The sequence below is a fragment of the Bacillus sp. TCT6 genome (assembly GCF_056033845.1).
This window is the reverse complement of sequence record NZ_JBVYHX010000002.1, coordinates 200,922-227,400: the sequence shown is the minus strand read 5'-3', so window position 1 is coordinate 227,400 and position 26,479 is coordinate 200,922. Positions and strand designations below refer to the sequence as shown.

General features: G+C 33.2%; 20 protein-coding genes and 3 pseudogenes. 5 read left to right on the top strand and 18 right to left on the bottom strand.

The window, feature by feature from the left end; genetic code table 11:
- Window positions 1–591 precede the first annotated feature (591 nt).
- From AC0ONG_RS28020 to mntA, 3 genes are all read right to left on the bottom strand, one after another.
- Window positions 592–1,002, bottom strand: coding sequence for a hypothetical protein (locus AC0ONG_RS28020; RefSeq protein WP_097889088.1), 411 nt, complete (start codon window positions 1,000–1,002; stop codon window positions 592–594).
- 415 nt (window positions 1,003–1,417) lie between these two features.
- Window positions 1,418–1,831 (bottom strand): type VII toxin-antitoxin system HepT family RNase toxin, encoded by a 414-nt coding sequence (gene hepT, locus AC0ONG_RS28015; RefSeq protein ID WP_016089836.1) that lies wholly within the window; start codon window positions 1,829–1,831, stop codon window positions 1,418–1,420.
- Entirely contained in the window at window positions 1,821–2,228 is a 408-nt protein-coding gene (gene mntA, locus AC0ONG_RS28010; protein WP_046956012.1) for a type VII toxin-antitoxin system MntA family adenylyltransferase antitoxin, read from the bottom strand. The genes hepT and mntA overlap by 11 nt, the downstream gene beginning before the upstream one ends.
- 399 nt (window positions 2,229–2,627) lie before the next feature.
- Here mntA and AC0ONG_RS28005 point away from each other — a divergent pair, with 399 nt between their 5' ends.
- Entirely contained in the window at window positions 2,628–3,392 is a 765-nt protein-coding gene (locus AC0ONG_RS28005; RefSeq protein WP_097889086.1) for a DeoR/GlpR family DNA-binding transcription regulator, read from the top strand.
- Window positions 3,393–3,411: 19 nt separating this feature from the next.
- A complete protein-coding gene (locus AC0ONG_RS28000; protein WP_097889085.1) occupies window positions 3,412–4,032 on the top strand; it encodes an HAD family hydrolase in 621 nt (206 codons plus the stop codon).
- 90 nt (window positions 4,033–4,122) lie between these two features.
- On the opposite strand, the pseudogene AC0ONG_RS27995 reads toward AC0ONG_RS28000, so the two are convergent.
- Window positions 4,123–5,471, bottom strand: a pseudogene (locus AC0ONG_RS27995) (IS3 family transposase).
- A gap of 115 nt (window positions 5,472–5,586) precedes the next feature.
- The gene (locus AC0ONG_RS27990; RefSeq protein ID WP_098438009.1) at window positions 5,587–7,236 is read right to left on the bottom strand and encodes a S8 family peptidase; all 1,650 of its coding nucleotides are present in this window, start codon (window positions 7,234–7,236) and stop codon (window positions 5,587–5,589) included.
- Between the two features lie 347 nt (window positions 7,237–7,583).
- On the opposite strand from AC0ONG_RS27990, the gene AC0ONG_RS27985 reads away from it, so the two are divergent.
- Complete coding sequence (locus AC0ONG_RS27985; protein ID WP_098438011.1) at window positions 7,584–8,051, top strand: RsfA family transcriptional regulator; 468 nt, start codon at window positions 7,584–7,586, stop codon at window positions 8,049–8,051.
- Between the two features lie 171 nt (window positions 8,052–8,222).
- Here AC0ONG_RS27985 and AC0ONG_RS27980 read toward each other — a convergent pair.
- The 8 genes and pseudogenes from AC0ONG_RS27980 to AC0ONG_RS27945 all read right to left on the bottom strand — a co-directional run.
- A pseudogene (locus AC0ONG_RS27980) lies at window positions 8,223–8,516 on the bottom strand (MFS transporter); the annotation flags it as partial.
- Window positions 8,517–8,567: 51 nt separating this feature from the next.
- Window positions 8,568–9,435, bottom strand: a pseudogene (locus AC0ONG_RS27975) (endonuclease); the annotation flags it as partial.
- Between the two features lie 182 nt (window positions 9,436–9,617).
- Entirely contained in the window at window positions 9,618–10,511 is an 894-nt protein-coding gene (locus tag AC0ONG_RS27970; protein ID WP_098438012.1) for a hypothetical protein, read from the bottom strand.
- A 786-nt stretch (window positions 10,512–11,297) separates the two neighbouring features.
- Complete coding sequence (locus AC0ONG_RS27965) at window positions 11,298–12,230, bottom strand: transglycosylase SLT domain-containing protein (RefSeq protein ID WP_098438014.1); 933 nt, start codon at window positions 12,228–12,230, stop codon at window positions 11,298–11,300.
- Between the two features lie 274 nt (window positions 12,231–12,504).
- Window positions 12,505–13,182 carry a hypothetical protein gene (locus tag AC0ONG_RS27960; protein WP_098438016.1) on the bottom strand — a complete coding sequence of 226 codons (678 nt, stop codon included), beginning with the start codon at window positions 13,180–13,182 and terminating at the stop codon, window positions 12,505–12,507.
- Window positions 13,183–13,625: 443 nt separating this feature from the next.
- Window positions 13,626–14,201, bottom strand: coding sequence for a replication-relaxation family protein (locus tag AC0ONG_RS27955; RefSeq protein WP_098438022.1), 576 nt, complete (start codon window positions 14,199–14,201; stop codon window positions 13,626–13,628).
- 22 nt (window positions 14,202–14,223) lie between these two features.
- Window positions 14,224–15,390, bottom strand: coding sequence for an FtsK/SpoIIIE domain-containing protein (locus tag AC0ONG_RS27950; RefSeq protein WP_098438017.1), 1,167 nt, complete (start codon window positions 15,388–15,390; stop codon window positions 14,224–14,226).
- Between the two features lie 10 nt (window positions 15,391–15,400).
- A complete protein-coding gene (locus AC0ONG_RS27945; protein WP_098438019.1) occupies window positions 15,401–15,721 on the bottom strand; it encodes a hypothetical protein in 321 nt (106 codons plus the stop codon).
- Window positions 15,722–16,010: 289 nt separating this feature from the next.
- Here AC0ONG_RS27945 and AC0ONG_RS27940 point away from each other — a divergent pair, with 289 nt between their 5' ends.
- Entirely contained in the window at window positions 16,011–16,232 is a 222-nt protein-coding gene (locus tag AC0ONG_RS27940; RefSeq protein WP_097962115.1) for a helix-turn-helix domain-containing protein, read from the top strand.
- A gap of 897 nt (window positions 16,233–17,129) precedes the next feature.
- Here the strand turns inward: AC0ONG_RS27940 and AC0ONG_RS27935 are convergent.
- Entirely contained in the window at window positions 17,130–18,839 is a 1,710-nt protein-coding gene (locus AC0ONG_RS27935) for a hypothetical protein (RefSeq protein WP_098438021.1), read from the bottom strand.
- 817 nt (window positions 18,840–19,656) lie between these two features.
- On the opposite strand from AC0ONG_RS27935, the gene AC0ONG_RS27930 reads away from it, so the two are divergent.
- On the top strand, window positions 19,657–19,857 hold the full coding sequence (locus AC0ONG_RS27930; protein WP_474204969.1) for a hypothetical protein: 201 nt from the start codon (window positions 19,657–19,659) through the stop codon (window positions 19,855–19,857).
- Between the two features lie 675 nt (window positions 19,858–20,532).
- Here AC0ONG_RS27930 and gndA read toward each other — a convergent pair.
- From gndA to gntR, 4 genes are all read right to left on the bottom strand, one after another.
- Entirely contained in the window at window positions 20,533–21,942 is a 1,410-nt protein-coding gene (gene gndA, locus AC0ONG_RS27925; RefSeq protein WP_474204967.1) for an NADP-dependent phosphogluconate dehydrogenase, read from the bottom strand.
- Between the two features lie 264 nt (window positions 21,943–22,206).
- Window positions 22,207–23,553, bottom strand: a complete 1,347-nt coding sequence (gene gntP / locus AC0ONG_RS27920) for a gluconate permease GntP (RefSeq protein ID WP_098438161.1) — start codon at window positions 23,551–23,553, stop codon at window positions 22,207–22,209.
- A 116-nt stretch (window positions 23,554–23,669) separates the two neighbouring features.
- Window positions 23,670–25,205 carry a gluconokinase gene (gene gntK / locus AC0ONG_RS27915; RefSeq protein ID WP_474204965.1) on the bottom strand — a complete coding sequence of 512 codons (1,536 nt, stop codon included), beginning with the start codon at window positions 25,203–25,205 and terminating at the stop codon, window positions 23,670–23,672.
- Window positions 25,198–25,929: a gluconate operon transcriptional repressor GntR gene (gntR, locus tag AC0ONG_RS27910; protein ID WP_061667515.1), complete on the bottom strand. Its 732-nt coding sequence runs from the start codon at window positions 25,927–25,929 to the stop codon at window positions 25,198–25,200. Before gntR ends, gntK begins: the two co-directional genes overlap by 8 nt.
- Window positions 25,930–26,479: the final 550 nt, after the last annotated feature.

Below are 26,479 nucleotides of genomic sequence, written 5' to 3'. Positions count from 1 at the left end.
TATTTAAAGAATAAAAAGAGAGGGCTCTGTCAGGTAGACAGTATTTTCAAAGCGCAGCTAAGCCACCTGAGTCTATATTTGTATGGACTCAGGTTATTTAATTTCTCTTGAAATCTTTGATGATTATAAAATTGTAAATATTTGCGGACTTAAGATAGATGAGGAAATCTTTTTTATGTACACTATCCTAAAATTTTTACTTTCGCGACATACTATCCTTCATTTTTCTAACATCCCATTCTCTTTTTCCAATCGTTTATTCTTAGTACCTAATCCATTAGGTTTCATTCTACCTAAATATAACCCTTTTGTTTTCCCATGTTCTTCTAGTTCTTTAATACCTAAAGTTTCGGATCATTTCATCCGACGACTTACAATAGGATAATAAATGTCTATTTCTTTCTTAACAGTTTTATATCTTCTTTTAAGTATAAACCCACTTCCTTTTCCTTTCATTTTGTATAGCAAGTAATTCTAATTTACCCCATAGAAAAATCCCCTCCATAATAAATAGGTTAATGTGTTTTCTTTTTCCTATCTACTATGAGGGGAGAATAGCATACTAAAGATAGCTTCTTTTTTGTAAAAGATCTAAGATTCTAGTGCCGTAATTAATTGCTGACGTTCTTTATCTCTAAAAATTTTAATTTCATGTTTAAATTCATAATTTCCTTCTTCAAATCTAACCCATTCCTTACTTGTCCAATATACAACATCTACATTTGCATCTAAAATTATAGAACATATGTCTACTAATTCTTCTTCGTAAAATGGTGCTTCTTTTGCTAGTTCAAAAGCTAGTACTTTTGGATCCTTACTTTTAATTTGAAGTTCCCTTGAAGTTTGCCCTAAATACTGCCATGGAGAATATAGGGATTGCACATGAACATTTCGAGTTTCTTTAAACTGTGATGGAGAATGTATTATAGCAGCAAATGTAGGTTTGCTCACTCCTATTGTTGCACCTAAAGCAATAGAACTAATAATAAGTTTTTTAATCATTTTTTCAGCCCTTTAATTATTTTGGATATGCTTCATTTTTATACTACATTCATGTTCGTGTAAATGAAGATGATTTGACATGAGTCATCATTTTTTTCAAAAACTGTATATTAATTAACCGCTATAAATTTACCCAAAACAAAAAAGTTTCCTTATGGAAACTTTTTTGTTTTGGGTATACATTATATGTATAAAAATTAGTTTTGAAAATATTTACTTATTTGTTAATAAAATTGTATATGGATATTTTCCCTACTATTTATCTACACAAATCTCATGCAAAGCCTCACTACAACATAAACAAATTCATCTTATGACCGCGTTTCTTCTTACAAAATTAAGTGATTGTTTCAATAGCTGGTTTGGGAATCATAGAATTACTTTCTTTCTCAGCCCTAATATCCTGTTCTTTTACCTAAAATTCCAATATCCCCATTACTTCTTTTGTAAATAGTTTAAAATCAGTTAAATGTTTTTCAATAATTTGACGAACAATATCTAAATTCACACTTTGATAATCATGAACAGCAATATTACGAAATCCAACCATCGCCTTTAACTTATTTGCTAGATCAGCGCTAAGTAATCCTGCTGTAACCAATAAATCAAAGGCCTCTCGACTAGATTGGGGTAGTCCTAATTTTTTCCCCGCAACAATATGCATTGCTAAATCAATACTCGCTTCACAAGCTCTTTGTATGTTCAATATTATTGAATCTTGTTTTGTAAAATCCTCTAAATTTTCAGGGGCATTTCCATACACATCTTGGATTCTTTTTATACAACGCTCTACTGTAGAAATTTTATTTAAAATAACCTCATTCTTCATATATAGAACCTCTTTTCTTTATATCATCAAATACTATCTGTCGTTCTTCATTCAATTTTGAATACATTTTTAAGGTTTTCATTTCAAAAATGACCTTACGTCTTTCATCCGAACAAAATATTGTCTTTCCTGTATGTATAATCTGAGCTTGAAAAACTGTAGAAGCTTCGGATAAATCAACTAAATCAACATCTTTATGAACAATGTTAGCTAACTCCTGTGCTAATAAAAAACGTTCATAGTTCCCTAAAGTTGTGTCACTTAAATAAGCTATATCAATATCACTATCTTCTCGTTCTCTGTTCTCAGCCGTTGATCCAAACACAATTATCCAATAGGGATTCACCGTCTCTTGTAATTTTTCTATAATAGCTGTTATCATGCTTTGAAAAATCATCTAATTAATCCCCCTTATTATACTTGAATTTTATTATATCATAACCATTATATAACCTTTTCAGCTACGTTTTATAATAGATTAAGAAAATTAAAACACCCTCTTCATTATTAACACTTGATCATCTTTCAAACAATTAAAATGACCTCCTGTGATTTAGACCATAACTTTGCCACTTTGGCAAAGTTATGGTTCTTTTTCTTAGCGGCAAATTTATGCTTCCAACGGTAAAATTTTAAATCATTCATAAAATCGCTTGAAATTATAAAGGCATTTAAAATGAAATTTCACTAATTTTACTTAAAATAACTTAACCAAAGAGTTTTTATATATTTAATAACTTAAAACAACTTGAAAATTAACTTATTTTAACTTAATGTATCATTATGGAGGTTACTTATGAATCAAGAAGAACGATTGATACGAGTCTTTAATTATTTAGAAACACAGAAAACTATGAATATAAAACAAATGTGTGAAATGTTTCATATCTCACGAGATACTGCAAGAAGAGATATAGTAAAACTTTCAAAAAATAAAGCAATAGTTAGAACTTATGGTGGCGTGGCTTTAGCTACTTTTCATAAGAAAATTGATACGTACCAAAAGCGATCACAGACTGAATTAGCAACAAAAAAATTGATTGGAATGAAGGCTGCAAATATAATCGCAAACAATGACATGATTTATTTAGACGTTTCAACAACAGTCAACTTTGTAGCTCAACATTTGCAATCAAAGAACGTAACTATTGTGACGAATTCAATTGATACTGCTTATATGTTAGCCCAATCTGAAGATACGACTATTCACCTTTTGGGAGGAACTTTAAATAAGGTTTCTCGACATACTACAGGGACTTCTACCACTGAAAAACTCAAAGATTATCACTTTGACAAGGTGTTTATTGGAACCGCTGGTATTACAGAAGACGGGATATACTATGGTTTTGAAGAAGATATTTATTTCAAGCGTGAATTAATAAAACATGCTGATCGAGTTATTTTAGTGGCAGATCACACTAAATGGAATCAGCGTCGAAATTATAAGGGTTTAATGCTTGAATCTATAGACACTTTCATTACAAATCAAGTTATGTCTGATGATTTATATAACATTTTAAAAGAAAACGGTGTTGAAGTAGTAATTGCGAGTGAAGTTTAAAAAATAGGGAGGGTTTATTTTGATTATATCTCTTGTTTTTGACGTAGACGGCACAATTCTAGACACAGAAAAAGCAATACTAAAATCCTTACAAAAAGTTTTAAAAGAAGAACTAAAGAAAGATTATGCGTTACAGGATCTAAGATTCGCATTAGGGATTCCTGGAAAAGAAACCTTAAAAAAATTAAATGTACAAAATATAGACGTTATTCATCCGAAATGGGCCAAATCTGTACTAGATTTTTCTCATGAAGTCTCCGTGTTTGAAGAATTAGAAAGCATTATTAAAGAGTTATCCCTTAGTAAATTAAAGCTTGGTATTGTTACATCAAAAACTAAGCAAGAATTAATAGATGAGTTCAAACCATTTGGTCTAAGCGGTCATTTTGAACATACAATTTGTGCGTGTGATACGGATAAACATAAACCACACCCTGAACCATTATTAGCTTGTTTGAAACAATTAGATGTCCCTAATAATGAGACAGTATACATCGGAGACTCTATATACGATATGCAATGCGCGAAAAGTGCTGGTGTTAAATTTGCACTCGCTTTATGGGGCTCAAAGACAAAAGAAGGTTTTGAAAAAGCTGATTATATATTAAATACCCCAAAAGATATTTTGGCTTTAATTTAATCAAGCTCATTTCTAATAAAGACATTAAATTACTCATTAAAAAGTCGATTTCTTATGAAGTGACCCCCGAAAGTTAGACAGGTCGTTTCATTAGGCAGCCTCTAGGGTATGATCCCGGTATAATACCGGGATCATACCCTTTAATTTTGCCTTAATTCTTTTATGTTTATAGTAGTCTATATACTTTGCTAATTCTTGTTTGAAATGTGTTATACTTTCAAATTCTTTTCGATACAGAAATTCCGATTTCATGATACCGAAAAATTTTTTTAATAACGACATTGTCATAACAGCTTCCTTTGCAAGACATACTTTGATTTATGCCACATTGCTTAAGAGAATGACGGTATTGTTTCATTTAATAGTGCCACCCTTGATTAGAATGAATGAGGAGTTTGTCTTGATTTGTTACACGTTCAAAGGCTTGTTCTAACATTGTTGAAACAAGGGAATAGGTCGATCTTGAACCAATTGTATACGTGATAATTTCACCATTAAATAAATATAACATTAGTGATAGGTATAACTTCTCCCCAAATAACTTAAACTCCGTAATATCTGTAACCCTCTTTTCATTTTGTTTGTCGGCTTGAAAGTTACGATTTAAAATATTCGGCGCAATTTTCCCAACTGTCCCTTTGTAAGAGCGATATTTTTCCATACGAACAAGACATTTTAACCTTAATTCTTTCATAAGGCGATACACTTTTTTATGATTTATTTTGTGTCCACGATTCATCAGTTCATCACGAATACGCCGATACCCATAACACCCATCATGTTCATCATAAATAGCTTCTTGAATCAGTTCTTTTACCTCCGCATTTGAATCAGAACGATTGAACCGTTTGATCCAGTAATAGTACAGTACGTACTACATGGAATTTTTGCGAGTTGAAGTAACTCTTTGACAGGAAATTCATGCCTTAACTCATATATTACTTGGGCTTTGTCTTGTTTGATGATTGTTTTTTGCTTTGAACTAAGGCATTTAACTTTTTTAAATACGCATTTTCCATACGTAAACGCTCATTTTCCGCTTGTAGTGCTTCTATTGAACCCTCTACTACTTGTTTTATTTTTTTATCTTTCATGGTTGGACGCCCCTTTTTCTTTGAATGTAGTGCATCCAATCCTCCTGTTTCATACGCTATTTTCCATTTCCGAAGTGTTTCATAAGACGGAATATTGAGAAGTGCCGCTGTTTCTCTGATAGATGTCCGGTGTTCATTCATATAATTAAGTACGTCTAGTTTATACTGGGTAGAGTAGGTAGCGTTTTTCAAAAGCATTTGCACCTGAAGATTCATATCGTCTAATCCACTCACGAAGTAAGCTAGGAGTAACTTCTATAGATTTAGCAATTGTTTTCCGCTTTCTGTACCATCTAAATATCGTTTCACTGCTTGGATTTTCTCTATTGAAGAAAATTTAGCCATAAAAAGTGCAACAGGTAGGCCCTTATGCTATTACACATAAGAACCTATCTCAATAGTATTATACTCAACTAGTTATATAAAATTCCTTTATGTTAAATAGAAGATATCCCTACAATTATTCTGGGAAAATAAAGCTAGAGTCCTCTTCACTATTAGCGGTATCTTCTTTCGGGAATGTAATAGTAGATCCTTCATTTCCCTTATTTCCTTTATTTATTTCTTGTTCCTCAGGAAATACAATGGAAGAATCATTACCTAAGTTTGGTGAAAAACCAAGTTTAGATAAAATAGCTTTTAGATCAGGTAAAACACCAATTTTATCAGAGATTGGATCGTTAGATTTCGTTCCAGTACTAGGGTCACTTAAAATAGCCCTAATCTGGCTTGGTGTATATACTTTTCCCTGATTATTTTTTGCTATTCCTTGAATTGATGCTGCAGCACCAGCAATAATAGGCGATGCACTAGATGTTCCAGCAAAACTAGATGTATATAGATTTGTTATAAATTCACTTGGTTTAGCATCTGTAGTATCTACTGCATTCCCCCATCCATATACATCCACTCTACTACCGTAATTAGAGAAATATGAACGCTTATGAGGAACCCTTGCAGAAGCTGCCCCAACCATAATTGCTCCTGAATCTTTAAAATCAGGACTATTACGATTTAAAACTTGTTTACCATTACGGTCTCTAAATTGATCCAAATCATTTCCGCCGTTTGCACCTGCTTCAATAATAATAATTCCCTTATTTGTTCCCATACGAATTGCATCAAATATGTCTGGTTTTACTTCCACAGGAAAATAGTTCTTATCTCCATATCCATCGTAAGTTGCTTGTGCCTCTAGTAAAAGAATATCTCCAGCTTGCATATTGTTAACCGCACTTAAAATAGCATCAGCTGTATTATAATTTCCGTTATCCCTAATCTGGGATACAACCTTTACCTTAGCTTTTGGTGCAATCCCAATTCCACCTATGCTATTATCCTCCGCAGAAACAATCCCCAAAACTGAGGTACCATGATCATGGTGTTCACTCTTATTCTGTCCCGACATCAATTCTATCTTCTGATTCACTAAATCTTCATGACTTAATAACCAACCATACTCCATATCTACAAAAGTTGTTCCTTTTCCGTCTCCACCCTTTATACTCCAAGCATAAGGTGCATTAATTCCTAATGGTGCTGGTTCAAGGTAACCTTGCCTTGTAAGTCTAGGCTCATCATATGGATTAACAGATAAATTTGATAAACGCTCTTCAGGTGGCGTTTCTTCTTCCTGTAGATACGCCGTTTCAATAAGTGATGATTTCTCAAATTTTGAAAGTAAGGCTTGTACATCAATATCACCTTGGTTTTCTACAATATAATAGTTTAGCAAATTGGAAGAAATATGTTCGGAGTCGTTTATTTCTCTACCTAAATTTTTAATTTCTTTAGGGTTTAAAGAACTAAAAAGTCGATTTATAGTTACATTTGGGTATTCGTTTAAAATTCTAATTAATTCAGGGTCTTGTTTTTCTTCTTTAATGAATTTTTCTATTCCATCTTGATATGGCAAATTAGCCTCATTTTTAAATTTCAAAATTAATTGTTTCGTAACTTGCTTATGTACAGTAGAGTTCATTTGTTTATTTGAATAATTGTAACTAGCTGCATAGGCAACTTCTGATTTATCACTTGGAAGTAGTCCACCTACTCCATTAAATGCTGTTAACGCAATTGAAGAAACTATAATTTCCTTAAAAATTTTCAAAATGTGCACCTCTTTTAATTTATATATGATTATAAAATGTTTTATATGGCCTTAATTCTTTTTTATATTAGCTTCTTATATTTCCAACTCCGTTCATTTGTTAATATTTGCTTATACATCATTAATACAACTACTTCATAACATCAAACTATTAATTTAGCTGCATTGTTGTAACTATTATAGTTACACTTATAACAAATAGTCAATTTAATTTTTTATGCAATTTCGCATTTTAAATAGTACATACTTCTATCAACTTACTCCTAATTATTTTAAGATAAGTTAAACTTCTATCATTTTAAGTAATTGCATATATGTAATATAAAGCATGTAAAGGAGGTCAAAACGTGGTAATCTCAAGACAAGATTCCTGGACTAACGATAACGATTTACTTCTCGCATCAACAGTACTCCAGAATATTCGTAACGGTGGAACACAGTTAGCTGCATTCAAAGAAGTAGCAAAACTACTAAATAGGTCACCTGCCGCTTGTGGATTTCGTTGGAATTCATACGTAAGAAAACAATACCAAGAGGAAATAAAACAAGCAAAACAAAATCGAAAAATGGGAAACAATATTTCTCCCTCTCAACAAAAAAAAGAAACCAACTCTTTATCTATGACATTAGATGATATTATTCTCTTTCTACAAAATTATAAAAAAACAAATGAATTTACAAACTTACAAGGTCAAATAAAAAATTTAGAGGTAGAAAATCAGTTCCTTCTACAACGTGTAACTATGTACGAAGAAGAGTATCGTATGTTACTTAATCATATTGATAGGTCAAGAAGCTTAGTTGTAATTGATTAAAAGAAGCAGTATATTACTTTTATATACTTAGGTCGCAACCTAAAAAATTACTATATATGAATTAATTTTAAATACTAATAAATAAAGTGCACGTTTACTATTAATAAACGTGCACTTTATTTAATTCTTAAAACATAAAATTTAATTTTCAACTCCTTAACAATATTAAAATTAAGATGTTTGTTTTATAGGTATTTCTTTACTTCTATTTTCAATAAGTCTATCTAGTAGTAAGTAAACAAATCCAGAAATAATACAACCACACCTAAGATTGTAAATAACATATGCCCTAAAAGCTGATCCAGTAATACACCACCTAGAAGTGGTCCAAATGCATTACCTGTAATCCGTTGAAGATTAGCCGCTCCCATATAAGTCCCCCTCAAATGTTCTGGAGCTATATTAGCAACAAATGTCATTTGGACTGGTGACATAAATCATTTCCCCTACTGTATAAACTGTATAAGCTATTAATAATGAGCTTAGGATAACTAAATCATTTGCGGCTATTACTTGAAACCAATTAAGAGTCTCCCATGACCTCTTTCTATTCGTATAATCAGTTTCCTGAACCTCAAATACAATACCTATGTTTTTATCCAAAGTATTGTTCTTCAATTTTAATAAAGTTTCATGTAATAAACTCTCATCAATAGATTCATTAACCGGATTCTCCCCCTCAAAGCAACGTACCTCACTATAAGGAATCGTTAAATGCTTAAAAGAACTGAACTGAAATGAAAATATTTAATATGATTCATTAAGCTTAAATACTTATGAAAATCCTTGTATTCAATTTCCTCTTGCCTTAATAATTTAGAAATACCTAGACGTGTAAGATAGGTTATAGACCAATGATATATATCCCATGTTATTCCAACGTTAGATAACTCCAAATTAACCAAATCAGTAAAATCCCTTGGATATATAAATATAGGATCAAAAGCATCGCCCAAGTTTCCAATAATGGGTAGGTTTTTGATCCTATATATATCAGTTCCTTTTATTTCTTCATCTAGCATGTTAAAGAACTCTATAATCCTTTTTCTATTATCAAGATGATTATAGCTCTGAAATTCCACGACATTTATGAATTGATTAGCATACACTGTTATACCTGATGCATTATACTTTATAGCAATATTAATAAATTCATCATTAAGGTAGTCTGCATTATCAGTAGGAAAATGCAACGTTAACAGGGATGGATCAAGGGTTAGAACAAAAGAAAGAACCTCTGAAAATCTTTTTGTATATGAGTTATCAAATAAAGATGTCCCATCAAAAATATTTGCTTCTAATCCATAGCCTATTTTAAGTCAATCTGTTTACTATCTAAACCAAAGAACGGGACCTGTAATATCTTAAATGAATTCCTTCTTATAAGACAATATCAACAACAATATTAATATTTTGTAATAGACAGAGTAACGAAAAATCCTTTTGGATTTCCAACACCCTATCATCTTTTTGAATTTTATAGAATGAATATAACAAAATATGATAGAAACTATATATTCTCCGCTTTAAATTCACTTAATCCTTATAATAGGTATGTATGTTATTTTATTTCTGTTTTTTCATTTCTTCTTGCCATGTAGCACCAAAACCACCTGATGGCGTATTCCAACGGTCTTCTTGTCGTTTAATGCGTTCCATGTCTGCATCACTCGGTTTAAATTCTTCTACTTCCTTACGTTGCTTTTCCTTATTATGATGTTGTTCAACTTCGTTATTATTAGGTTTATGATTCGTAGTAACTTCCTCGGGATTTTTATTTACCTTTACACCTGCTGTACTAGATGCGGGTTTATCGTTGGCTTCAACATTCTTGCCTTCGTTCCTTTGAGACGTGTGATTGTTTGACTTACTCTCACTAGATCGCACGCCTACGTTTTTTTCTTCCTCCCAACGATTATTTTTTACATCCCATCCAACAGGAATGACTGAATACATTTCCTTATCTTGACCAACATATTCCGCACCAAATAAATTACCATCCTTAAATTGAACTTGTATCACCGCTTCTGGCGCCTCATAAGTATATTCAATTAATTCAGTATCAAATTTCTTAGTTTTAATTGCACTTGTCGCATTACGGTGTAAGGCCTTAGCTACTTCTTCGTATGGCATACCATGTTCAAGTGCTTCAAAGTAATCAACAGGCATTGTAGAATTACTTTCATCTAATGAAAACTGATACTGCACAATATCAACTTTATCCTCATGTTTTTCCGTATCAACCACTTTGTTTTCGTTATCCCTTGGCACATTATCATTCAACTTTTCCGCGTCCTTTAATTCATCACGCTTTGTTCCATCTACCTTCTTATCGGCTTGCGTGTCCTTCTTCACTTCCTGCTCACTCTTAGGTGTTTCTTTCTTGGTAGAGGCGTTCTCCTGACCACACCCCACTAATAAATTTGACAACAATAATCCTGCTACTAGATACTTTTTCATGTTCATTCTCCCTGTTTGCGCTATATTTATACAATAACATTAACGTATTTACCTTATATTACCTTATTCCCTTTCGTAATATTATAACAATATATTAAAATATACAACGATTTAATTCTCTATTATGCTATCTATTACGAGATATCTTACGAGTTTAATTCTGTCAATCACGCTACGGCTTTCTCACACTTCTTTATCACAATTTCTTCTTCTCACCCGGGATACAACCTCTAGTGAAAACAAATGAACAAAATTTCGTTAATCTGATATGTATAGGTACTTATACATATCGATCATTAATACATTAGCAGTATTGACCAGTCAAACATTCTAATTAACCCCAATATTCATCCTAGCATGCGTTTCTCATTGTAAATAAAAAAACGGCGGATTCTCCATGTAAGAGAATCCGCCATCACAAGTAACTAATCATTTCATATTTATTTTTTCTTTTACTTTCGTTGGAAGCTCGTCTGTCCTCATATCCTACCAAGCTGTTGCACCTTTTTTTCTGTGTAATATACACGTAGGAATGCTTCTGTACGAAGATTCAAGTTTTACCGCATGTATCATCTCACTGTTTACAAAATACAGTCCGAACCAAAATGCTTCCAATAGCACAACTTTTTTGTTTGCATACCATTTACAAGCCTTTGTAGAGGAATAGTATCGGTATGTCCAAGTTTGATAATTTTTTTGCACCAGAACCTACAACTGTATTATGCTCAACCGTTCTCATCACTACCATATCTTTATCAGTGAACCTCTTCTTCGTTAGTTCTTAAATTATACTTTTTTCATAATATATACGGAGGAAATATAACCTACTAGTTTTTGATCTGCAGTTTTAACTGGATACCATACAAACTGATTGCTACTATCTACAGATTCATCATATGCAAAGTTTCCTTGAATAATCAAATTCGTATTTTTACTTAACGGTTTCCCACTTGAAGCGGAAGTAGGTTTAGATCTTAAATTTACTCCATCTCTTGTTACAAGTACTTGATTACCTGTTTTTAGATGATAGATAGAAGAATGTAGATTTGTTAGTATGTACTCCTTCTTTTTAAATATAATATTTGTGCTCGTGTTAGGATCATATTCAAAATCAGCTGTACTGAAAGGAAACTGCCCCAATTTTGTATCATTTAAAAAACTGGATTGTTCTAGAATAGAAAACACTTTTTCTTGGTAAGCATTTAAATTTTTTTGACCCGTAGCTTTATACAAAGGACTGTTTGCAGGTTTTGTTCCATTATAAGCCATAACAGAGAAGTACCAGTTTTCGATTATTTCTGGTCCAGCAACGTTTACCTTAGGTAGGTCTGTTCGCTGATACATGCTACGAAGAACTTTAACACCTGCTTCAATATTATAATTAATATCATATTTTAACTTTTGTTGATCGAACTGAGGTTGATTGGTAATTTGCATAATCCCAATTCCACCATCTTGTGCTATGATTGGCTGGCCGTTTCCATCAAATTGTTTCCATCCACTTTCTTGTGTAGCTACAGCTTTTACAACTTCAGGAGGAACATTTTCTTTTAATGCTGCGTTCGTTAGTAGGCAATTTATGTGCTGACGAGAGGGATTTTGGTTCGGCTTAATTTCATCATATGGCTCACACGTAGATGCAGCAGAGACATCTTCATAGGACCAACAGAATATCATGAAGCAAGCCAATATCCCTATTCTTAATAATTGTACTTTCATTCTAGTATTCTCCAATCTATTTAATAATTTATAGTTATACACATTTTACCATAATATTTTTCTAATATTCTATATTTTAAGAACCCATAGGGTCAATCACGAGAGTTGAAATGGGACACCACGGTCTTGCACGTCAGCGATATTAGAAATAGACTTCGCCTTTGATAGCAAGAATCCCACTGACGTTAGTCAGCTTGTGGCTTTAGCCGTGGGAGTGTCAATTAACGAATTAATGTTATTTGAGACATAAAAAAGAGAGGCGTCTGCCTCCCTCTTAGAATTGAAATTCAGCTTGCTGTTCTTTTGTAATCGTCTCATATCCCTCAGGATTAACTGTGTTACTAAAGATTAACTTAGCTGATGTAATCTCCTCAGGCTTCCCCTTAATGAATAGACCTACGCTACCTTCTTTTTTCACTTTCCCATAGAATTTACTATCATTATCCTCTTTCTCCCAAATAAAGTCATTTCCTATTGCATTTAACTGCTCACCATTATTAAGTACAACCTTATCTAGACCAGAAAAATCTACGTTTTGATCACTAGTATTTTCTACACTGTACTGAATTTGTATGTAATGTAAATTCTCAGGTAAATTACTTCCACCTGTATATTGAAGTAAGAAGGATTCCGTTGACTTATTTACTTTATTCATTTTAATAATCTTCATATTTTTTACAGTGTATTTAATAGGAGCAATATCTACTGTCTGATTGACTTCCTTAATTTTCATTAATTCAGCCTCATTACCATCTACCTTAGCTTTCTGCCCTACTTTCGATAAATTCAAAGTGCTTTTCTCATCTTTTTCAGACTTGTTAGAAACATCCTTTTGCTCAGCAGAAGTTGCTTTTTCTTTCCTCTCTGTAGGTGCATCCTCACTTCCACAACCTGCAAGAATACCTCCCGTAAGCATGATACTCCCTAATAATAATGAAACTTGTTTTTTCATTCTGTCCACTCCATTATGCTGTAAATACTTAATTTTTCCACGGAAAACTTTACCACAAAAAACTTTATCACGGAATATTATGTTATATAAATAGAAATCTTAAATAAAAAATCCCATCTTTCAGTTGTAGAACTTTCATTCGTACCATAAAAATTAATCCCCTCCCCGTAGTTAAACAGATTTTCATTTTAGATGTGTATACTTATAGGAGACATGTCAATATTAATCAAACTGGATTCTATATCTATAACTACATCCGTGACCACGGTTTTTATACAATCCTAATGTAATTCTTCAATCCCCATCTGCTTTTACACCAAAGCTATATATCTCTATTTCTTTTAAAACGTGGGAATATGAAACTTCATTGGCAACAATTTTATATCATAAAAAAGCTGTATTGTCCTAGAATAGAAAAAAGCTCTGCATTACGCAGGCTTTTTTTATGATTTCATCATTAATTTATTCATAAAATTATTTATTGAATTCGCCTGAAATATACGGAAATAAGGAGATTGAACGTCGTAATATTTGTCGGTAACGATAAGAATTGAAGGAAAGAATTTAGAATTTTTCGGTTGCCAAGATTCATTTTGCCATTCTTGACTATGGAAGTATAACTCATATCTATTTATCTTATCTTGCATTATCTTTTTACTGTACACTGATTTTTGAACTTCAATAAAGAATGGCGACCTACGCCATATAGTAAAAGCATCCGGCTCCATATATTCCTTCCCATACTTTGGTTCCACTTTGAATAACTTAGGATTTTCATAATAAACAAGTTGTTTGTATACGTCCACAATACCAAGGAAATGAGGAATTTTTTGACTGGTTTTTCTGATAGAACTGGGTTGCGGAAAATAAATGTATGGGTGTTGCAATACGTTAGCATCAACATGACCATCTCTTCTTAATCGTTTCATAACTGTATTACAACAAGTTATCGCATTCTTTAATCCTTGAAAATGTAAGTCAATAATATCATCACGAGACATACATCTAAATCGTTTCAAATCATTCAAAATCCCTATATCTCTATTCTTCATCACCTAACACCCCAAATAACGGAATTTCTTCTTGCGATGAAATCTTGAGTATCTTCTCCTCTTTAGACATGCGATATGGTTTAACAATTTGTTTCGCCTTACTTAATTCCAAATAAGGAGCTTGCACTTTCTTTAATCCATTTCGTTTAAAAATCATTTGTCCAGATTGCTCTAAATGCTCTGAACCAGGAGTCCCCATAATATTACTATTAATCGCACTATCACATTTAAAGCCCATTCTTACAGTCATATTAAGTTTTAACTTACCATCTAACACCTTGGCATCTGGCCTCTGCATACTAAGCAAAAGAAAAATCCCCAGTGATCGCCCGACTGCTGAAATCTTTTCAATCGTAGTCATGCACTCTTTTTCATCTTTAAGCATAGCCACTTCATCAATAGCAAGTAGGATATATGGCTTTTGATAATTTGGATTTAATTTGTTGTACGCATTAATATGATCAACTTCATATTCTTCCATAAGTTTTCTTCGTTCCCTGATTTCCTTCCATAACTTTTGAAGCATTATTTTCATTTCGATTTCCTCCATACAAACTTCTCTTACATGCTTGACTTTACGTAAAAAATGAAATTCAGAGTTTTTTAAATCACCAAGATACAAATGCAAGGTATTAGGAGACATATATTGAATGAGTGTGGATAGCACAACACGTACCATACTACTTTTCCCGCTTCCCGTTTCTCCTGCGATTAATAAATGCGGTGAATTGGAACCAATCATGTCGTACGCAATTATTTTTCCGTATTGGTCCCTGCCGACCACAACGGGTAAATCGTAACCTTTTAATTGTGGCTGCCATTCTCTATAACAATAAGTATACGGATTTAACCCAGCATTCGAATGAAATACATGTAGGACAAACTTTTTCACATCCCCTTCAATCGTAATATTCCGTCCTAATATTTGTTGAAAACAAAACCACTTCTTTTCAATCTTCTGTGGATCTAATCCGTTTGGTATGGTAAATACATATCTCACGCTTTCTGCTGAAGAAGATATATTATATATCTTTGGATAAATAGGAAATTTCCCCCCGCGTGTTTGATGTTCCGTATATAGACCCGCTTTTCCAAATACCTCTATAAGTTGATTCCTTAACCTTTTTATATGAAGCCAATTCTTTATCATTCTCATATACTTCCCCCTAAAACATGATTAGGATGCGAAAAAATACATATCCAATCAAACAAATTCCACCTATCCGCATGCCGTAATAAATACCTTCACTTATAAATTTAGCTGCCGATATATGGTCATGTCGCACTAAATATCTTTCTAACATGACTGCCCCTATTAAAACCGTTCCCATTACTCCTAATGCAATGTAAGTATGTAGTATCTGATCCGACATATGAAGGAATGCGAAAGGACTAAATGAATTGTATTTACGATTTTTCTTTTCTTTCTCTTCGTAAGGTTGATTCATACATTCACGAAAAGAAATTGTTTCCTTCCTATCACGCATTTAAATGTCCCCCTCTATAAACAAAATGAAAAAACTAGTTAAAATATAGGGTTTATATGCCTATTACCTTGATAGCATTATCTTGACTGTTAACTTGGTAGAAACTTTGCTAGTACAAAGGCTAGTTGATTTCGCATCTAATTTGGTAATAAGTTTGCTATATACCATAGTGGCTACCTTGATACATCATATTACGTGAGGCTTGTACATTATTAACACTTTTGTTTAAAAAAATCATGCTTTGGTAAAGATGTGATTAATAGGAGATTTACGGATAGGAGTGTTCACAATGTTTGGCTTGGGGAAACCATTATCAAAGTTTGGTAAATTTTTAAGAAAGAATAATATTACTCAAACCGAATTAAAGGAATGGAGTGGAGTAAATCAAAATACAATTAGTCGCATTTCTCGTTCAAATACATTTAAGCCTTCATTAGGGAACGGCCAAAAACTAATTAGGGCCTTAAAAAGAAAAGGTTACAGAGTAGACTTTGAGGATTTCTGGATGTAATAATCAGCTCTATAAATCGAACTGATTATTTTTTATGGTTAGGAGATTAGAAACTTCATTGTAATTTTCACTAATCAATTATCTAATCTAAGAGAAATAAAATAATGAAATTGGTTATACACAGGAACGATGTTCTATAGTAAGGATTACACAATATTAAAACCTAATATAATATATATCTTTAATATATATAAAGAAAAAAGATAAAACTTTTATACAGAGAAAAAATCGTGTTCAAACATTGCTGTAATAAGGGTTCATAATTTCTCTAGCCGTAAAAAATCATAAAAAGTAAATACTGGGAACGTACTTAATGAGCTGGATGATGATTTAAAACTACAAAATATCGTAAAGTAGATATATATAAACTACATATAATCATCATTAAATTTATACAGGTAACTGAATAAATAATAAATGTTAATTTCGATGACTTATGAACAAAATTTCCACATTTATAAAAAACTACCCACAATTTATTAACAAATGGGGCAAAGTTAGGAACATAATCTACTTTTTAAACAGAATTAACAGATGTTTTTCTGATTTTAAGTAGATTTAGAGGTAAAACATGATAAGAACAGTACTTAAGGCTTTATATTATACACATCAGGTCAAAATTATTAAGATATCAACAGAATACTAAAAAATATTTCCGCTTTTTTGTAGATTAAACGACGTAATCGGATTGATAATTCAGAATAAACAAATTAGAAATTGTGAATATCTCATTTTGTTTCACATGCACTGTATGTAATTGCATAAAAAATAGAGAGTTGTGATCATTAAAATTGAAAACTTACTCTCTGTTTTGTTTGAAGTAATACTCTTCACATGTTATCTCCAACACGAATAGCCCTCCACTTTTGCTTTTTTCAAAAATAGAGAGCTGTATCATTACATTGCTGGAAGCAGTTGATCAACCGTATGTGGTACTTCACTTGTTGAACGGTAATATGCTTCTAAGGACTGTAGAAACTGAATTAAATTAAAGTCTTCAGGGACTTCAATTACACGAATCTTTTCCTTCGGTAATCTATCAATTTTTTCAATGAACAGTTCACGAATATCGCTAGGGATTTGATTTCCTTTATACCCACTAGACTTTAATAGTTCGCGAATTTCAATTTCTAACGCTGTATATGCGTTAATATTTACGCCTTGTTCATAAGCGTATTTTCTAAATAGTGATTCCTCTTGATACTGCATGTAATTACGATGGTAAGCATCTAAGGTTACAGGTACAGCATATTTCGCATGAAGCAGTTCATGCGCGTTACGGAATAGCTTTTGAACATTACGTAAAGAGTATATAGCAAAATGAGTACCAAATTTAAAAATGGCCTCTTCTTGTTCATGTTTAGGTACATTGTGTGTAATTAAAGGATAAATACCAGTTTTAGCAGCTGTATCTAATACACGGTATTGAGAAGATTGCTTTAATAATTTACTTAGTGTATAAACAAGCTTTTTCGGATATCCTTCTTGTCGATCAATCATTTCACGTAAGCCACGAACTACTTGGCGAATTTGACGATGACAAGAGTGTTTTAAAACGTTAATGAATTGGTTCATATCCTTTGCAAATTCAGCAATATTCATTTCTACTAACAAGTTTTCTATGAATTTAGCTTTACGCTTATATGTATCTCGTGGTGTAAATGGGTCACGGTATTCTGCTCCTTCTTCTTTCGCGCATAAGAAATTAGGATGTACAGATAAATGCAATGTTGTGTATTGCTTTTTATTCTTCTTCCCTTTTTCTAACTTGCAAATTTTAAATAAAGGAGATTCGGTAGCAGATAGTTTTGTTTTTAGTTCCTCAAGTACAGCACGAATCTGGTGCGGGTATTTCTTATGTAAGTAACGATACATTCCACCAAAGTGAGTTGAATTACCTTGCTCATCAACTTTAAATAAAGAACGTTTCAGGGTAGTTTCGCGTTTCTGCTGCATTGCTACATCCATGAATAGTTTCTTAGCTGCAATGGATAACTCAAAGAATTCTTTGGTAAATACTATCGGGCTAATAAATGTATATGCATTTGCTTTATTCGTTTCTTTATTCATGAAGTCAGTTAAGGTGATTTTATATTTACCACTGTACTCATTTTCAATTGTAATGATGTTATGGAAACTTAACTTCTTCAAAGCCACATAAAACTGCGAGTGGTGAATATGTGCAAATGCTTCTTTATAATTTTTATAATCTTCCCAAAGCATATGGATCGATACATGTGAAAGCTCACCATATGTATTACATTTTTTATGAAGAAATAGAAATACTTCTAGATCAGCATTTGTAATACCATATAGCTTATGTTTTCTGCCCTCATTTTTATCAAATCCACTTACTTTATCCACAATCTTTTTCATTTTCAGTGAAAAAGATGGCTTTGCTTGTTCAACAAATCCCTCTTCATCAGCAATTCGTTCTTCATAGGACATTGAATTCACAATGTCTTCTAGATAAGTATCTTTAAAACTGTAATACTTACCTTCCAAAGCTTCTACTAACTTTTGCCACGATTTAATTGTTACAATTACCGGTGTTGTTGTTTCACCATTCAAACTACGCTTGTTCTTTATAACGAAAGGTTTTGCCATCTTTTTCACCTCCTTTTATGTTAAGTTGCAGTTTTCCCCACAATTAGATATAGAATTTCATTTTTGATTATATCAAATCGAATGCTGGTGAAATCTGTCCCTTTAAGAGGAAAAATAAAAAAATGAAACGCGCCCAAATCCCTTGGGGGACAAGGGATTTGACGTTTCATAAAAAAAAGTTTATTGCCACCATAGGGCTATGAAGTTTTTTGAATATGAAACGTAGTATGTTGTGGGGTGAATCTTACTAAACCATTGATTTTATAGGGTTTTACGCTAATTTCGTTTTAAAGTTGTAGCCATCATATAGCTATAACGTTTCATGTTTTGGATTGACTAAGAAATTTCTATAAATTTCGTATAAATACTGATATATAGGGAGTTATAAATGTTTTTAAATGAAAAGTTGTAGCCATCATACCGCTATAAACGTTTCATTTCGTTTCATGTTTCCTGCCGTCATATAGCTATAACGTTTCAAGTTTTTAAAACAAGTTATATTTTATTGAAAGCTGCTGTAACCCTTGGTATATATAGATTTGTTTGAAGTTTTAAAGTTAAAGTTGTAGCCATCATATAGCTATAATAATTTTATTGCGTTTTCTTTCATATTTAATGAAATGGCTTTATATCAACGTTTATTAGTAAATTACATAGAATAAAAATTTTTTTAGTCGAATGATTTTCAGGATATTCTCGTTTCATTTTTTAAAAGTTGTAGCCATCATATAGCTATAACGTTTCATAAATTACGAAATTATAACCACAATATAGCTATTCATTATTATAAGTAAGAAGTAATAGCCGTGATAAGGCTATGCAGTTTCAAGTAAGAAGTAATAGCCGCGATAAGGCTATGCAGTTTCAAGTAAGAAGTAATAGCCGTGATAAGGCTATGCAGTTTCAAGTAAGAAGTAATAGCCGCGATAAGGCTATGCAGTTTCAAGTAAGAAGTAATAGCCGCGATAAGGCTATGCAGTTTCAAATAAGAGCTTATAGCCGTGATAAGGCTATGTAGTTTCAAGTAAGAAGTAATAGCCGTGATAAGGCTATATAGTTTCAAGTAAGAAGTAGTAGCCGCGATAAGGCTATGCAGTTTTAAATAAGAGCTTATAGCCATGATAAGGCTATGCAGTTTTAAATAAGAGCTTATAGCCATGATAAGGCTATATAGTTTCAAGTAAGAAGTAGTAGCCGCGATAAGGCTATGCAGTTTCAAATAAGGGCCTATAGCCCCGATAAAGCTATATAGTTTCAAATAAGAGTATATAGCCATGATAAGGCTATGTAGTTTTAAATAAGAAGCAGCTGGGGTATTTAAGTTTTGACTTAGAGTAACAAGTTATCTAGGCGTTAAGCAAAAAATCAGTGTGTTTAACTAATTTACTTTTAAAAATTGAAATTGTATTGTAAAGTAGTGATTTTACAAATAGAAGCAGTTTTATATAATTAAAGACAAGTAAAGAGGATTTAAATGATCCAAAATAAAAGGAGTAAAAATCAACAATTGTGCGGATTATTCAGATAACATTTCACCTTAAAGGTTATGTGGTTTTTCATCTAAATGGGAAAAATAAACGCATTTTGATTCAGTCATTCGTTTAAAGTGAACTTCCATCAGTGGGAGTCTTATAGCCTGCGAATTGTGGGATGAAAAATGGACTAAGAATTTAATCTTAGTCCATTTCTTATTTTATATCCATTTTGTATGGAATGTACCTTCTTTATCTACTCGTTTATACGTATGCGCTCCAAAATAATCGCGCTGCGCTTGTAACAAGTTGGCAGGTAGTTTGGCAGTACGATAGCTGTCATAATAAGAAATTGCTGCTGAAAATGCAGGTATCGGAATGCCCTGTTGTACCGCCATTGAGATAATTTGACGTAATCCACCTTGATATGACTCTACAATTTCTTTAAAGTATGGATCAAGTAAAAGGTTCGGTAGGTCAGTGTTTGTTTCATAAGCCTCTTTAATGTTCTGTAAAAAGGCAGCACGGATAATACATCCGCCTCTCCAAAGCATAGAAATGCTGCCAAAATCAAGGTTCCAATCATATTCATCAGAAGCTGCCTTCAATTGCGTGAATCCTTGTGCATAAGAACAAATTTTACTCATATATAAAGCTTGGCGCACTGCTTCAATTAATTCAGCTTTTTCAACTCCAATTGCTGTTTTATCTTTAGGACCAGATAAAACTTTGCTTGCGTTCACTCGCTCTTCTTTTAAAGCAGAAATGCAACGTGCAAATACAGATTCTGTGATAATAGGGAGAGAGATACCTAAATCAAGTGCGCTTTGGCTTGTCCATTTCCCTGTACCCTTTTGTCCTGCAGTATCAAGAATAACATCCACTAATGGCTTACCAGTTTCTTCATCTTTCTTCTTGAAGATATCGGCTGTAATCTCAATTAGATAGCTGTTCAGTTCACCTTTATTCCATTCAGCAAATATTTCATGGAATTCTTCTGCAGTCAAATTAAGTGTTTGTTTCAAGAAGAAATATGCTTCACAAATTAATTGCATATCTCCATACTCAATACCGTTGTGAACCATCTTTACATAGTGGCCTGCCCCATTAGGTCCGATATAAGAACAACAAGGCTCGTTATTCACTTTTGCAGAGATGTTTTCAAGCATATCCTTTACTTTTTCGTATGCATCCTTCTGTCCGCCTGGCATAATAGATGGTCCCTTCAATGCACCCTCTTCGCCGCCTGACACACCTGCACCGATGAAATTGATTCCTTCTTCGGCAAGACGTTTGTTTCGGCGGATTGTATCGACAAAGTATGTATTACCACCGTCAATTAAAATATCACCTTGATCGAGGTGAGGGACTAGGGAATCAATTGCCTTATCTGTAATTTCCCCTGCATTAACCATTAATAAAATCTTTCTAGGTGATTCAAGTGAGTTAACAAACTCTTCAACTATATGAGTACCAACTAAGTTTTTACCACGGTTTTCCTCAATGATTTCATCAACTTTTTCCTTTGAAATATCATATAGGGCAACAGAATACCCTTTGCTCTCAAAGTTAAGTGCGAGGCTTTTTCCCATAACGCCCACACCAACAACTCCAATTTGTAACTTTGCCATACTCCATCGTTCCTTTCCATGTATGTTACTCTGTATTATAGTATATATACCTAAAATAACACTTTAATCAAATAATCAATCTTTTTCATTTCAATAGGCTCCACCAGTATTCGTACAAAAGGTTATAGGGACACGGCGCATCACTATCAAGTTAAAAAATAAAGAGAAATTTTCATCCTTATTAATCAATCATGAAAAATAACCGGTTAATTATGAAAAATCACATTAAACAGCTTCCGTATCCCTTTTATTGTTTAGAAAAATCTATACAAATAAACTTAATAATAAAGTAAATCCTAATCCGGCTACAGAAACGATAGTCTCAAGTAAAGTCCATGTTGCAAATGTTTCTTTCATGCTTAAACCAAAGTACTCTTTGAACATCCAGAAACCAGCATCGTTTACGTGTGAAGCAATTAAACTACCAGCCCCTGTTGCAAGGACAACTAAAGCAAGGTTAACATCAGATTGACCTAACATCGGAATCACTAAACCGACAGTTGTTAATGCAGCAACCGTAGCAGACCCCAATGAAATACGTAAGATGGCAGCGATAATCCATGCGAGCAAGATCGGTGATAATGAAGTTCCTTTGAATAATTCGGCTACATAGTTACCAACGCCGCCATCAATTAATACTTGTTTGAAAGCGCCGCCTCCACCAATAATTAAGAGCATCATCCCAATATTTGAGATCGCTGTTGTACAAGATTCCATCACATTTTTGATTGGAATATTTCTTGCCAATCCCATTGTATAGATCGCAACTAGTAAGGATATCAACATGGCAGTATCCGCATTCCCAATAAACTCGATTGTTACTAGTAAACTATTATCTTTGAATTCCATTGTTTTTTGCAGCAAAGTAATAATTGTAGCGACTGCCATTAAAAGAACAGGCAGTAAAGCGGTAAAAACACTGATTCCAAAGCCAGGAGTTTCTACAAGTGTAAATACTTTCTGCTCACCTAAAGATTTGATATTACCGGTTTTTGTGAACGCATCAGGTACTAGTTTTTTTGCAAGTTTAGTAAATACAGGTCCAGCTAACACAACTGTTGGAACCGCTATCATAAAACCGTAAAGTAATACTTCACCGATGTTTGCATGCAATTCACCAGCGATAGCAGTTGGTCCTGGGTGTGGCGGTAAAAATCCGTGTGTTACAGATAAAGCTGCTGCCATTGAAATACCGAGATATAAGATAGAAACTTTTAATTCTCTTGAAATCGCAAATACAATCGGAATTAATAATACTAATCCTACTTCAAAAAATAATGCAATCCCGATAATAAATGAGGCAGTCACAACAGCCCATTGAATGTTCTTTTCACCAAATTTTTTCACAAGGGTCATGGCAATGCGTTGTGCGCCTCCAGAATCTGAAAGCAACTTACCTAACATCGCACCAAGTCCAAAAACGAGTGCTAAATGACCAAGTGTTCCCCCTAATCCCGCTTCAATGGTTTTAAAAATTTTTTCTGGTGGCATTCCAAGTGCTAAAGCAACCCCGACCGATACAATGATTAATGAAATAAAGGTATTTAATTTAAAGCGCATAATCAGTAAAAGTAATGCTAAAATCCCAATTGCTACAATGACTAATGGCATCGTAGTTCCCCCCTAATCTTAGCTGTATTTGTATTTATCCCGCTATTCGTGGGCAGTAAGGCCCCCATCTCGAGATTTAGATAGAAACGAGGCGTGGGGGATTACTGATGAAAGTTTTACTTTATTAAATTTCTTTGATAATTTGCAATTCGTGTATAATCATCTTCTAGCGCCCTTGATAGGTTAATAAATATCGGCAGTAATTGTCTGTATTCTTTTGTTGCATCTTCTTTCGGTGTATGTTTGTAGGTATTGCCAACCATTTCGGAAACGATTTCAAAAGAATCAATTTTTCCTGTAGCATAGAGACCTAATATACATGCACCTAGACAAGAGCTTTCGTAGCTCTTTGGAACAACGACTTCAGATGCGAAAATATCGGACATCATCTGTCGCCAAACGTCAGACCTTGCGAAGCCGCCTGTTGCTTGAATACGGGTTACAGGACCATCCATGCATTCGGTTAACGCTAAGAATACAGTGTATAAATTATATATAACGCCTTCTAAAGCTGCACGAATCATATGTTCCTTCTTATGTGACATTGTTAAACCGAAGAAGGAGCCACGTACATCTGGATTCCATAATGGTGCACGTTCACCTGCGAGGTATGGATGGAATATTAATCCGTCTGCACCAGGTCTCACGCGTTCAGCTATTTTAGTTAATACATCGTATGGATCAATTCCTAGTCTTTTCGCAGTTTCTACTTCTGATGAAGCAAGTTCATCACGAATCCAACGAAGGACCATTCCGCCATTGTTTACCGGTCCACCAATTACCCAATGCTTTTCAGTTAAGGCATAACAAAATATTCTTCCTTTTTTATCTGTTTGTGGCTTGTCAATGATGGTCCGAATAGCACCACTTGTCCCAATTGTGACAGCAATCTCCCCTTTCCGAATTGCATTTACACCTAGATTAGAAAGCACCCCATCACTGGCACCAATGACAAACGGTGTTTGTGAATCGATACCAATCTTTTGGGCTAAATCTGGATTGCAGTTGCTAAATATTTGGGTGGTTGGTACGAGTTTAGATAATTGAGCGGGTGTTATATCAGCAATTTTTAAAGCTTCCTCATCCCAATCTAGTGTTTTTAAGTCCATCATACCCATGCACGAGGCGATGGAATGATCAACAACATATTGATTAAAGAATTGTTTGAAGATATATTCTTTGATTCCAATATATTTTTTCGTTCTAATAGCAATTTCCGGATGATCATTCACAATCCATGTAATTTTACTTAATGGTGACATTGGGTGAATAGGTGTTCCTGTTCGTCTATAAACTTCATGGCCATTCAGTTCATCTTTGATTTTATGTGCCCATGCCTCACTACGATTATCTGCCCAAGTGATACAAGGTGTCAGCGGATGATCATTTTCATCCATAGCTATGACACTATGCATAGCACTGCTAAATGAAATAAACGATGGTTTTTTATCTGAATGCTGTTTCGTTATATTTGATATTGCTTGTAAAACAGCTTGGAAAATCTCTTCTGGATCTTGTTCCGCTGTGGATATATCCGGTGTGCGAAGTGGATAACCAATATTCTCAGTTTGGATGACTTCGCCTTTTTCAGTAAATAAAACTGCTTTCGTACTTGTTGTACCGATATCTATACCTAACATATAGCTACTCATGTCCTTGCTCTACTCCTTTAGATAACATTTGTTGTGACATCCAGAAATCTTCAACTTTCCCTTGAACATCATCAAAGTTTTGATGTAAGGCCTCAATCATGAGGGCTCGATCTTTTGATTCGATTGCTTTTATATAAAGCTCATGATTTTTAATAACCCGTTCAAAGTCTTCGTACTTTTCCTTGAAACGAGTACGCATTGATAAAAGGATTAAGCTTTCCATAACAGGCTTTAAATTATTCCAGATCATCAGGATGTAGGAATGCTCAATGGTTCGAATAATCGTTTCATGGAATAAGAGATCTTGATAAGAAAACTCATCAGAATCATGATATTTAATGGCGATTTTCATCATTTCCATTATTTTATTTAGTTCTCTTACTAAATCATTTGTGTCCATCTTTACAAGTCGCTCAAAGATAAACTTTTCTATAAGTAAACGAACATCATATATTTCTTCGATTTCTTTCTCGGTTAAACCAATGACAACTGCGCCCATTCTTTCTAAGCGAATAATATTTTCAGAAGCTAGTACTTTTAATGCTTCACGAACGGGTGACCGACTTACAGAAAAATCGGCAGCTAATTTATTTTCCGACAGGATGGTACCGCTTTCAATTTCACCTGCAATAATTCGCATTCTCAGTTCGCTCGCAACACGATCACCTGTAGAAGCTTTTGAAAGCCATTTTTCAGGATAAAGAAATTCCATTGATTTCGCCATAAATTCACCTCATGTTAATCAAGTATACTTGTATACAAGTATTATAACTCGGATTTTTAATTATGCAAGCGCTTTTATTGTTTGCTTTGGTTCTTTTAGAGGAAAGTCCCATAATTATTAAGCTAACAAATCGAGTCGCTCCAAAAACTATTATTGTTGATGAAGAAGATTTAGGGAATGGAAAACTGAAGAATAAGATATCCAAGGACTTAAATCAACATATTTACCACTCGGATTTACAACTTTTTGAATCAAAAATATAGATGTTAAAAATGTAACAGTAACTGAATTTGAGCATAAAAAACTTTTAAAAACTGGAATTGTATTGTAAAGTATTGATTTTACAAATAGAAGCAGTTTTATATAATTAAAGACAAGTAAAGAAAATTTCAATGATTCACAGTAAAACGTGTAAAAAAACAAAGATTATGTAGATTATTCAGATAACATTTCAACTTAAAGGTTATATAGCCATCATATAGCTATAGCGTTTCACATTTTTAAGATTCAAATTATATTTGTAATTAACATTATTAGGAGGTATTTAAAT

Excerpts from the sequence above, each read along its gene's own strand:
- AC0ONG_RS27950 (WP_098438017.1), bottom strand. The coding sequence starts at position 15,390 with ATGAGAATGATAAAGAATTGGCTTCATATAAAAAGGTTAAGGAATCAA.
- gntR (WP_061667515.1), bottom strand. The coding sequence starts at position 25,929 with ATGGCGAAATCAATGGAATTTCTTTATCCTGAAAAATGGCTTTCAAAA.
- AC0ONG_RS27965 (WP_098438014.1), bottom strand. The coding sequence starts at position 12,230 with ATGAAAGTACAATTATTAAGAATAGGGATATTGGCTTGCTTCATGATA.
- gntK (WP_474204965.1), bottom strand. The coding sequence starts at position 25,205 with ATGAGTAGCTATATGTTAGGTATAGATATCGGTACAACAAGTACGAAA.
- gntP (WP_098438161.1), bottom strand. The coding sequence starts at position 23,553 with ATGCCATTAGTCATTGTAGCAATTGGGATTTTAGCATTACTTTTACTG.
- AC0ONG_RS27970 (WP_098438012.1), bottom strand. The coding sequence starts at position 10,511 with ATGAAAAAGTATCTAGTAGCAGGATTATTGTTGTCAAATTTATTAGTG.
- AC0ONG_RS27935 (WP_098438021.1), bottom strand. The coding sequence starts at position 18,839 with ATGGCAAAACCTTTCGTTATAAAGAACAAGCGTAGTTTGAATGGTGAA.
- gndA (WP_474204967.1), bottom strand. The coding sequence starts at position 21,942 with ATGGCAAAGTTACAAATTGGAGTTGTTGGTGTGGGCGTTATGGGAAAA.
- AC0ONG_RS27960 (WP_098438016.1), bottom strand. The coding sequence starts at position 13,182 with ATGAAAAAACAAGTTTCATTATTATTAGGGAGTATCATGCTTACGGGA.
- AC0ONG_RS28005 (WP_097889086.1), top strand. The coding sequence starts at position 2,628 with ATGAATCAAGAAGAACGATTGATACGAGTCTTTAATTATTTAGAAACA.
- hepT (WP_016089836.1), bottom strand. The coding sequence starts at position 1,831 with ATGAAGAATGAGGTTATTTTAAATAAAATTTCTACAGTAGAGCGTTGT.
- mntA (WP_046956012.1), bottom strand. The coding sequence starts at position 2,228 with ATGATTTTTCAAAGCATGATAACAGCTATTATAGAAAAATTACAAGAG.
- AC0ONG_RS27940 (WP_097962115.1), top strand. The coding sequence starts at position 16,011 with ATGTTTGGCTTGGGGAAACCATTATCAAAGTTTGGTAAATTTTTAAGA.
- AC0ONG_RS27930 (WP_474204969.1), top strand. The coding sequence starts at position 19,657 with ATGCAGTTTCAAGTAAGAAGTAATAGCCGCGATAAGGCTATGCAGTTT.
- AC0ONG_RS27945 (WP_098438019.1), bottom strand. The coding sequence starts at position 15,721 with ATGCGTGATAGGAAGGAAACAATTTCTTTTCGTGAATGTATGAATCAA.
- AC0ONG_RS28020 (WP_097889088.1), bottom strand. The coding sequence starts at position 1,002 with ATGATTAAAAAACTTATTATTAGTTCTATTGCTTTAGGTGCAACAATA.